Below are 10,588 nucleotides of genomic sequence, written 5' to 3' on the forward strand. Positions count from 1 at the left end.
CGCACCGGCCTCCGGGAGGGGAAGAAGCGCAGGTCGGCAGCGGTGGTGCGATACCTCACTCGACGACGTGACGCCCCTCCTGGCGCGCGCTGCACGAGGCCCGGAAAGCGCAGTGCGTGCAGTGCTGCCCGGCGGTCGGCGCGAAGCGTTCGTCGAGGACCTTGCCGGCGGCGGTGGCGAGCAGGTCGCCGACCCACTCCCCCTCCAGCGGCTCCTGGGCCTGCACCTTGGGCAGGCTCTCGCCGCCGTCGCGCTTGGCCGCCCCCTGCCGGAGGTGGACGAGTTCGGCACCGCCCGGCTCGGGACGTATGCCGTCGAAGGCCTCGTCGACGGCGCCCTCGCGGACGGCCAGCTGGTAGACGGCGAGCTGCGGGTGGCGCTCCACGTCCTTGGAACTGGGCGCCTGCTTGCCGGTCTTGAAGTCGACCACGTAGGCGCGGCCGTCGCCGTCCGCCTCGACCCGGTCCATCTGGCCGCGGATGCGCACCTGGTAGTCCCCCGCTTCGAGGGTGACGTCGAAGTCGTGCTCACTGGCCACGGGGGTGCGGCCGGTGCGGTTCGTGACGTGCCACTGCAGAAACCGTTCGAGCGCCACGCGCGCGTTGTCCTTCTCCTGGGCCGACTTCCACGGCGCGTCGAAGGCCAGCGCGTTCCACACGGAGTCGAGGCGTTCCATGAGGACGCCGAGGTCGGCCGGGGTGTGCCCGGAGGCGACCTCGTCGGCGAGGACGTGCACCACGTTGCCGAAGCCCTGGGCGGCCGTCGCGGGCGCGTCGGCCTTCACCTCGCGGCCGAGGAACCACTGGAGGGCGCAGGTGTTGGCCAGTTGGTCGAGGGCGCTGCCGGAGAGCACCACGGGCTGGTGGCGGTCGCGCAGCGGCACCTTGGACTCGGTCGGCTCGAACATGCCCCACCAGCGGTAGGGGTGCGCGGACGGAACCAGGGGGCGGCCGTCCTCGTCTGCGAGGGCGGCCAGCCGGGCCAGGCGACGGGCGGCGGCCTCCCGGAGGGCGTCGGAGACACGCGGGTCGACCGTGGTGGCGCGCAGTTCGGCGACGAGCGCGGCGACGGACAGCGGTCGGCGAGGGCGTCCGGTGACGTCCTTGGGTTCGACGCCGAGTTCGGTCAGGAAGCGCGAGGGCTGGTCGCCGTCGTCGGCGGGGGCCTTGACCGCGGTGACGACGAGGCGTTCACGCGCGCGCGTGGCGGCCACGTAGAACAGGCGGCGCTCCTCGGCGAGCAGCGCGCCGGGGGTGAGGGGTTCGGCGAGTCCGTCGCGCCCGATGCGGTCGGCCTCCAGGAGGGAGCCGCGGCGGCGCAGGTCGGGCCACAGGCCCTCCTGGACGCCCGCGACGACCACCAGGCGCCACTGGAGGCCCTTGGAGCGGTGCGCGGTCATCAGGCGGACGGCGTCGGGGCGTACGGCACGCCGCGTGAGGGTGTCGGCGGCGATGTCCTCGGCATCGATCTCCGCCAGGAAGTTCAGGGTGCCCCGGCCGCCGGTGCGCTCCTCGGCGCGGGCGGCGGTGGCGAACAGGGCGCAGACGGCGTCCAGGTCACGGTCGGCGTTGCGTCCGGCGGCGCCGCCCCGGCGGGCGGCCCGTTCCAGCCGTGCGGGCCACGGTGTGCCCTCCCACAGGTCCCACAGCGCCTCCTCGGCCGTACCACCGCCGGCCAGGCGCTCGCGGGCCTTGCGCAGCAGCGCGCCGAGGCGCTGGGCACCACGCGCGTACGTGGGGTCGTGCACGGCGAGTCGCTCCGGCTCGGCGAGCGCCTGTGCGAGCAGCACGTCGGAGGGCGGCGGCAGCGGGTTGCCGGCGGCGCGCTCCTCCTCGCGCAGGGCGCGGCCGAGGCGGCGCAGGTCGGCGGCGTCCATGCTCGCGAGAGGGGAGGTCAGGAGGGTGAGGGCGGTTTCGGTGTCGAGCCAGCAGGTGCCCCGGTGCCCGGAGGGAGCGACCTCGGAGGAGGCGTCCTGCGCGGGTGCCACGGGTTCGGGAGAAGCGTCCCGCCCGGCCCCGGCGGACTCGGCAGACGCGACGACGGCCTGAGGCTCGGCAGGCACGTCCCGGCGGGCTCCCGCGGACTCGGCAGGCACGTCCCGGCAGGCTCCCGCGGACTCGGCAGAGCTATCGGCGTCCTGGGGTTCGGCGGACACCACCTCGCCGAACTCCGCGGACTCCGGCGACGCATTCCGCTCGTCGGCCTGAGGATCCTCGGCGGATCCCGCCTCCGCCGTGGCTACCGCCCGCAACGCCGTCAGCAGGGGCGCCACCGCCGGCTCCTGCCGCAGGGGCAGATCGTCACCGTCGACGTCCACGGGGACGCCCGCCGCCGAGAGGGCGCGGCGGAGCGTCGGGATGGTGCGGGAACCGGCGCGCACCAGGACGGCCATGTCGCTCCAGGGAACGCCGTCCTCCAGGTGCGCCCTGCGGAGGATGTCGGCGACGTTGTCCAGCTCCGTCCCGGACGTCGGGTATGTGTACGCCTCGACGCGGCCGCCGTCCCGCACCGGGGCGAGTTCGCGATGGGCGCGGACCTTCTCGGCGGGCAGGCGGGTCAGGGGCATGCGCTGGGTGAGCAGGCGGGTGGCGGCCAGCAGGCCGGCACCGGAGCGGCGGGACGTACGCAGCACCGAGACGGGGGCCGGGCGGCCGTCCGCGCGCGGGAAGGCGTGCGGGAAGTCCAGGATGCCGTTCACGTCGGCGCCACGGAACGCGTAGATCGACTGATCGGGGTCACCGAAGGCCACGAGCGTGCGGCCCCCGCCGGCCAGGGCGTCCAGCAGCCGCACCTGGGCGGGATCCGTGTCCTGGTACTCGTCGACGTAGACGGCGTCGTACCGGGCGGCGAGCCACGCGGCGACCTCGGGGCGGCGGGCGAGGAGCACCGCGCGGTGGACCAGTTCCGCGTAGTCGATCACGCCCTGCAGGTCGAGCACGTCGAGGTACTCGGCGAGGAAGGCGGCGGCGGCACGCCAGTCGGGCCGTCCCGTGCGGCGGGCGAAGGCGTCCAGGGCGTCGGGCCCGAGGCCGAGCTCACGGCTGCGGGCGAGGACCGCGCGGACCTCGTCGGCGAAACCGCGGGTGGTCAGGCAGGCGCGCAGCTCGTCCGGCCAGCGCACGTGCGCGAGCCCGAGCTGTTCCAGATCGGCCTGGCCCGCGAGCAGCTCCCGCACCGAGACGTCCTGCTCGGGGCCGGACAGCAGGCGCAGCGGCTCCGCGAACAGGTCGCCGTCCTGGTGGGCGCGGACCAGGGCGTAGCAGAACGAGTGGAAGGTGGTCGCCCGGGGGGCGCGGGCGGCGCCGGTCCGCAGGGTCATGCGGTCGCGCAGTTCGACGGCCGCCCGGCGGCTGAACGTGAGCACGAGGACGCGCTCGGGGTCCCCGCCGCGGGCGACGCGCTCGGCCACCGACTCGACCAGGGTGGTGGTCTTGCCGGTGCCCGGACCTGCGAGGACGAGAAGCGGCCCGGCCGTGTGGTCAACCACGGAGCGCTGCGAGGCGTCCAGATGAGGGGGGTCCATGCGGGCAGGAGGGGTACGTACCAGTCGGTAAGCGCCACGGTTCCCCCGCCGCACCCGGGGGTGCGACAGGCCGCTGGTGGAGGAAGAGGAGCTCACGTGGTTCGCCGGTTCTGGTGGAAGTGCTGGGTGGCGGGCCACCACGCGTTGCGGGCGGTGACCGCGGGGTGACGGGGACGCGCGCAGCCGACGCTACGCCGACGGGTCAGGCGGAAGCAGGGCTTCCCCTTCTTCCCACCGACCCCTCACGGCACTCGTGGCGCTCATGCCCCTCACCTCACGAACGTACGTCATGTCCCCGGTGTGCCCCGATTCCCTCGTACGGATCACGGGTCACACGGGCGGCCCTCCGATGGCGGAAGCTGTCAGGTGTGACCCTCCGCGCGATCACCGCCGTCCCACCGCGCGCGTCTCATGTCGATGCGCGGCAGGTGGCCCTCGGCGGCGCGGCTCGCCTCCTTCAGGGGCGTGCCCTCCGCCCGGTAGTGGCCGAGGGCCCGTTGCTCGTGTCCGGGCAGCAGGACGCCGTCCGCGCGGACGACCCGCCACCAGGGAGCGGCTCCGCCGTAGAGCGCCATCACGCGGCCGACCTGGCGCGGACCGCCCTGCTCCAGCCACTCGGCGACGTCCCCGTAGGTCATGACACGACCCGCCGGGATCAGGTCAGCGACGTCGAGGACCCGCTCGGCGTACTCGGGCAGCGCCTGCACGAGCTCGTCCTCGTAGCGGCCCCCCTCAGGGCTCCTCTGCTCACTCATCCGCCCCATCCTGCCCCACCCCACCGACAACGGGCCGGGTGCGCTCCGGAGCGTTTCCCGCACCGGGCAGGGGCGCATCGGGCAGACTGTCCGCCCCCGCATGTGCACCCTGATTGCCCCGTGTGCCGGTGCGGCATGCCACCATCGTGCGGGCGGTGACCGGTGATACGAGACCAAGAAGAGACGATGAAGCAGCAGGGTGCGCACCCCGAGGACACGGAGGGCATCTCTGACGCTTCGTCGCGCCCGGGCACTCCGGACGACGCTCCGAAGGGGGCCGGGAAGAAGACGCGCGCGGCCGCCGAGGAGCCCGACTTCGCGCACATCGACGAGGTGGAGGGCGACGAACCGCTGCTCCCCGCGCGCGTGCACCGACCGTCCGACCTGATGCGTCTGCTGGTGGGTGTGCTCGCCGTCGCGGTCCTGATCGGGATCGCCGCGTTCGCGCACGGCACCACCTCGGGCCTCGAACAGGACATCAACAAGGGCACCGGGCAGGCACCCGACCTGCTCATCAAGATCGCGGGGCTGGCCTCCAGCATCGCCATCCTGCTGGTGCCGGTCGCGTTCGCCATCGAACGGCTGATCAAACGGGACGGGCTCCGCATCGCCGACGGCGTCCTCGCGGCGGTCCTCGCACACGGTGTGACCCTCGCCACGGACCTGTGGGTCGCCCGGGCCGCCCCCGACTCCATCCAGGAGGCGCTCACCCAGCCCTCCCCCGGCGACATCCACGCGCTGACCGACCCCGTGCACGGTTACCTCGCCCCGGTCATCGCCTATATGACGGCCGTCGGCATGTCCCGCAGACCGAGATGGCGCGCGGTGCTGTGGGTCGTGCTGCTCCTCGACGCCTTCTCGATGCTCGTCACCGGGTACACGACCCCGTTCTCGATCATCCTGACCGTGCTGATCGGCTGGACCGTGGCCTACGGCACGCTGTACGCGGTCGGCTCGCCCAACGTCCGGCCCACGGGTCAGACGCTGATGGCCGGCCTGCGGACCGTCGGCTTCCGCCCGGTCAGCGCGTCACGCGAGGACACCTCGGACAACCCCGACACCGGGGACCGGGGGCGGCGCTACTTCGTCACCCTTGAGGACGGCCCGCCCCTGGACGTGACGGTGGTCGACCGCGAGCAGCAGGCCCAGGGCTTCTTCTACCGCGCGTGGCGCAACCTCACGCTGCGCGGCTTCGCCACCCGCAGCAGTCTCCAGTCGCTGCGGCAGGCCCTGGAGCAGGAGGCGCTGCTGGCGTACGCGGCCATCGCGGCCGGCGCCAACGCACCCAAGCTGATCGCCACCTCCGAGCTCGGCCCCGACGCGGTGATGCTCGTCTACGAGCACAGCGGCGCACACACCCTCGACTCACTGCCGGACGAGGAGATCACCGACGACCTGCTGCGCGACACCTGGCACCAGGTGAAGGCGCTGCAGTCGCGGCGTATCGCGCATCGCAGGCTGGTGGGCGACGCGATCCTGGTGGATCGTTCCGGCAAGGTGATCCTCACCGACCTGCGCGTCGGCGAGATCGCGGCCGGTGATCTGCTGCTGCGCATGGACACCTCCCAGCTGCTGGTGACGCTCGGCCTCCGGGTGGGCGCCGAGCGGGCGGTGGCCTCCGCGGTGGGCGTGCTCGGTCCGGACGCGGTGGCGGACTGTCTGCCGATGCTCCAGCCCATCGCGCTCAGCCGCTCCACGCGCGCGACGCTGCGCAGGCTGGCCCGGGAGCGGGCCCAGCGCGAGCGAGACGCGGTACTGGAGGCCTCCCGGCTGGCCAAGCAGGCCCGCCTGGAGGAGGACGCGGAACAGTCCGGCCCTGCCCTGGAGAAACCCGACAAGAAGGCCGTACGGGCCGAGCAGCGCGCCGAGAAGCGGGCGATCGACGAAGCCGTGGAGGAGGCGCGCGAGGAGGACCTGCTCACGCAGATCCGGCACGCGGTGCTGCGGATCAGGCCGCAGGCACCCGTCGAACCGGCGCGCCTGGAGCGGGTGCGTCCGCGCACACTGATCAGTTTCATCGCCGGCGCGATCGGCGCGTACTTCCTGCTGACGCAGCTCACGCACATCGAGTTCGGACCGCTCATCGCGAACGCCGAGTGGGGCTGGGTCGCCGCGGCCGTGCTGTTCTCGATGTGCAGTTACGTCGCCGCGGCTATGGCCCTGCTGGGATTCGTACCCGAGCGGGTGCCGTTCGTGCGGACCGTGGCGGCGCAGGTCGCCGGGTCGTTCGTGAAGATCGTCGCCCCTGCGGCGGTCGGTGGTGTGGCGCTGAACACGCGCTTCCTGCAGCGCGCGGGAGTGCGGCCGGGGCTGGCGGTGGCGAGTGTCGGCGCGTCGCAGCTGTTCGGGCTCGGCTGCCACATCCTGATGCTGCTGTCCTTCGGCTATCTGACCGGCACCGAGAAGACGCCGTCGCTGTCGCCGTCCCGGACGGTCATCGCCGGTCTGCTGACGGTGGCGGTGCTCGTGCTCGTGGTGACCTCGGTGCCGTTCCTGCGGAAGTTCGTCGTCACGCGCGTGCGGTCGCTCTTCGCGGGTGTCGTGCCGCGCATGCTGGACGTGCTTCAGCGGCCGCAGAAACTGGTCACGGGCATCGGCGGCATGCTGCTGCTGACGGCCTGCTTCGTGATGTGCCTGGACGCGTCGATCCGCGCGTTCGGCGACGAGTCCGCCTCGATCAGCATCGCCAGCGTCGCCGTCGTCTTCCTCGCGGGCAACGCCCTCGGGTCCGCGGCGCCGACACCGGGCGGTGTGGGCGCGGTCGAGGCGACCCTGACGGTCGGTCTGATCGCCGTCGGGCTCCCGAAGGAGGTCGCGGCACCGGCGGTCCTGCTGTTCCGCCTCCTGACGCTGTGGCTGCCCGTCCTGCCGGGCTGGCTGGCCTTCAACCACCTCACCCGCAAACAGGCGCTCTGAGACGACCGGGACGGAAGGCGCCGTTCCGCACGGCAGGCCCCGGGGGGCAGCTCTGTGACCTCACCGATCCCTCCTACCTCATACGGCACGCGTCCCGCGCGCCCCGTGCGGTACCGCCGCAGGATGGGACCATGCCCACCGTCCTCCGGCTCCGCGCCGCCGCCCTGACCGCCTCAGCCGTGCTGTTGTCCACCGTGCTGGCGGGCTGCGGCGACGACGCCAAGGACCAGGACGTGACGCGGCAGGAACTGAGCTGGAAGGCCTGCCAGGCCCCGGACGAAGCCCAGGGCGGCGGTCCCGCGCCCACTCCCCTGCCGGACGACGGCGAATGGCAGTGCGCGACGATGAAGGCCCCGCGCGACTGGAGCGACCCCAAGGGCGACACGATCGGCCTCGAACTGATCAGGATCAGGACCACCGGCAGCGGGAACGAACGCATCGGCTCGCTCGTCTTCAACTTCGGCGGCCCCGGCGGCTCGGGCGTCGCCACACTGCCCTCCTTCGCCAAGGACTACGAGAAGCTGCGCACCCGCTACGACCTGGTCAGCTTCGACCCGCGCGGGGTCGGCCGCAGCGACCCCGTGATCTGCGAGAACGACCAGCAACTCGACGCCTACTTCCAGCAGGACGGCACCCCCGACGACGCCGCCGAACGCACCCAGCTCCTGGACAGCACCAAGGAGTTCAACGACGCCTGCGAGCAGAACTCACAGAAGGTCCTGCCGCACGTGCGCACCACCGACGCGGCCCGCGACCTGGACCTGATGCGCCAGGTCCTCGGCGACGACAAGCTGCACTACTTCGGCATCTCCTACGGCACCGAACTGGGCGGCGTCTACGCCCATCTGTTCCCCGGGCGGGTCGGCCGTGCCGTGTTCGACGCCGTCGTCGACCCCACGCGGGACACCGAGCAGGCCACGCTGGGGCAGACCAAGGGCTTCCAGCTGGCGCTCGACAACTTCGCCGAGGACTGTGTCTCGAAGACCGAGGAGTGCCCGATCGGCGACAGCGAGCAGGACGTGAAGGACCGCATCGGCACCCTGCTGGACGACCTCGACCGCACACCGCTCCCGGGCATCTTCCCCCGCCAGCTGACCCAGACGGCGGCGACCGGCGGCATCCTGCAGTCGCTGTACTCGAAGGACTTCTGGGACATCCTCACCGACGGCCTGGAGGAGGCCTACGACGGCAACGGCAGCACCCTGATGCTGCTCTCCGACTCGATGAACGGACGCAGCGAGAACGGCGAGTACGACAACTCGACCGCCGCCTACACCGCCATCAGCTGCGCCGACGCCAAACCGCGCTACGACGCCGCCTACGTCGAGCAGAGGCTGCCGCAGTTTCGGGCGGCGTCGCCCCTGTTCGGCGACGCCCTGGCCTGGGGCCTGGTCGGCTGCACCGACTGGGCCGTGGCGGGCGCGGCCGACCACCCGGACGTCAGCGCTCCGGGCTCGGCGCCCATCCTGGTCGTCGGCAACACCGGCGACCCGGCCACGCCGTACGAGGGCGCGAGGGCGATGGTGGACGCGCTGGGCAAGGGCGTCGGAGTCGAGCTCACGTACCGGGGTCAGGGGCACGGCGCCTACGACAGCAAGAACCCTTGCGTACAAGGCGCGGTGAACGGCTATCTGCTGGACGGGAAGGTGCCGCCGGCGGGCACCGTCTGCACCTGACGCCCCCGCTCTCCGGAAGAACTCGCAGGTCAGGGAGTTATCCACAGGCTGAGACGGTCGACGCGGGATGTGCCTACCATGGCCGGACCGCCATCCGCGGCACGAAGCGGACGGCCTGCGAGGGGGATGGGCAATGACGCGCTTCGTTCGGTGGACCGCTCTGGCGGCCGCATCGGCTCTGCTGGCCGCGGGCTGCAGCGGCGGCCCGTCCGACGACGACAGGAGCGGGCTGTCCTGGGGGCGTTGCAAGGCCGGTGCCGACGGCCCCGCGCCGAGCAGCGACTGGCAGTGCGCGACGCTGAAGGTGCCGCTGGACTGGTCGAAGCCGGACGGCGAGACGACAGGTCTGGGGCTGATCCGCGCCAAGGCGCGCGGCGGCGACCGCGTCGGGTCGCTGCTGTTCAACTTCGGCGGCCCGGGCGCCTCGGGCGTGTCCATGATGCCGTCGTACGCCCCGACCGTCTCCGCGCTGCGCGAGCGGTACGACCTGGTGAGCTGGGACCCCCGCGGGGTGGGCGAGAGCGAGGGCGTCCGCTGCCGGGGCGACAAGGAGATCCAGGCCGCCGAGTCGGTGGATCTCACCCCGGACACCCCGGCCGAGGAGAAGGCGTTCCTGGAGGACGCCACCGACTTCGGCAAGGGCTGCCAGAAGGACGCCGGCAAGCTCCTGGCCCACGTCTCGACCGCCGACTCCGCCCGTGACATGGACCGCATCCGTGAAGTCCTCGGCGACAAGAGGATGAACTACTTCGGCATCTCCTACGGCACCGAACTGGGCGGCACCTACGCGCACCTCTTCCCCGAGAAGGTGGGACGCATGACGCTGGACGCGGTCGTCGACCCCGGGGCGGACACCGTGGGCCACGCCCAGAACCAGGCGAGGGGCTTCCAGCGCGCGCTGAACAGTTACCTCGAGTCCACCGGCCAGGACCCTGAGGCGGGCACACGGAAGATCGCGGCCCTGCTGAAGCGGATCGACGCCCACCCCCTCCCGGCGGGCCTGCCCGGGCGGAAGCTGACCCAGGCCCTCGCGGTGACCGGCATCATCCTGCCGCTGTACAGCAAGGACAGCTGGCCGACGCTGACCAGCGCCCTCGACGCGGCCGAACGGGGCGACGGCTCGGAGCTGCTGACCCTCGCCGACCGCTACAACGAACGAACCCCCTCGGGGCGCTACGGCACGACGACCCACTCCCAGCGGGTCATATCGTGCCTGGACGACCGGCAGCGGCCGACGGTGGCCGGGACGAAGCGGCTGCTGCCCCGGTTCGAGAAGATCTCCCCGGTCTTCGGGACGTTCCTCGGCTGGGACACGGCCGGCTGGTGCCACGACTGGCCGGTGCCCGGACAGCACGACACCCCGGAGGTGAGCGCCCCCGGCGCGGCACCGGTCCTGGTGGTCGGCAACACCGGCGACCCGGCCACCCCGTACGAGGGCGCGCGCAGGATGGCCGGCGAACTGGGCAAGGGCGTCGGAGTGATGCTCACCTGGCGGGGCGAGGGGCACGGCGCCTACGGCAGCGGGAGCGACTGCGTCGACTCCACGGTGGACGCGTACCTGCTGGACGGTTCGGTGCCGAAGGACGGCAAGGTCTGCTCATGACGACGGCGGGGGGGGGGGGGGGGGCCCCCGCCCCCCCCCCCCCCCGCGGCGAGGAAAAAACAAAAAACACCACCACAGCGGATCGGTAGGGGGGTGGACTGAGTAGGTTTTGATA

Annotated in this window: 5 protein-coding genes; 3 read left to right on the top strand and 2 right to left on the bottom strand. The window is 72.6% G+C overall.

Going from position 1 to position 10,588, the window contains the following annotated elements; genetic code table 11:
* Nucleotides 1-55: 55 nt before the first annotated feature.
* Nucleotides 56-3,619 (bottom strand): ATP-dependent helicase, encoded by a 3,564-nt coding sequence (locus ACFCXS_RS06810; protein WP_376641975.1) that lies wholly within the window; start codon nt 3,617-3,619, stop codon nt 56-58.
* Between the two features lie 266 nt (nt 3,620-3,885).
* Nucleotides 3,886-4,278 (bottom strand): MGMT family protein, encoded by a 393-nt coding sequence (locus ACFCXS_RS06815; protein ID WP_376641976.1) that lies wholly within the window; start codon nt 4,276-4,278, stop codon nt 3,886-3,888.
* 186 nt (nt 4,279-4,464) lie between these two features.
* Here ACFCXS_RS06815 and ACFCXS_RS06820 point away from each other — a divergent pair, with 186 nt between their 5' ends.
* The 3 genes from ACFCXS_RS06820 to ACFCXS_RS06830 all read left to right on the top strand — a co-directional run bounded on the left by ACFCXS_RS06820 (nt 4,465) and on the right by ACFCXS_RS06830 (nt 10,473).
* The gene (locus ACFCXS_RS06820; RefSeq protein WP_376641977.1) at nt 4,465-7,194 is read left to right on the top strand and encodes a lysylphosphatidylglycerol synthase domain-containing protein; all 2,730 of its coding nucleotides are present in this window, start codon (nt 4,465-4,467) and stop codon (nt 7,192-7,194) included.
* Between the two features lie 131 nt (nt 7,195-7,325).
* Nucleotides 7,326-8,870: an alpha/beta hydrolase gene (locus ACFCXS_RS06825; protein WP_376641978.1), complete on the top strand. Its 1,545-nt coding sequence runs from the start codon at nt 7,326-7,328 to the stop codon at nt 8,868-8,870.
* A gap of 133 nt (nt 8,871-9,003) precedes the next feature.
* The gene (locus tag ACFCXS_RS06830) at nt 9,004-10,473 is read left to right on the top strand and encodes an alpha/beta hydrolase (protein ID WP_376641979.1); all 1,470 of its coding nucleotides are present in this window, start codon (nt 9,004-9,006) and stop codon (nt 10,471-10,473) included.
* The last annotated feature ends 115 nt before the right edge of the window (nt 10,474-10,588 follow it).

The sequence above is a fragment of the Streptomyces sp. NPDC056373 genome (genome assembly GCF_042262425.1).
In the GTDB taxonomy this organism is placed as follows: Bacteria; Actinomycetota; Actinomycetes; order Streptomycetales; family Streptomycetaceae; genus Streptomyces.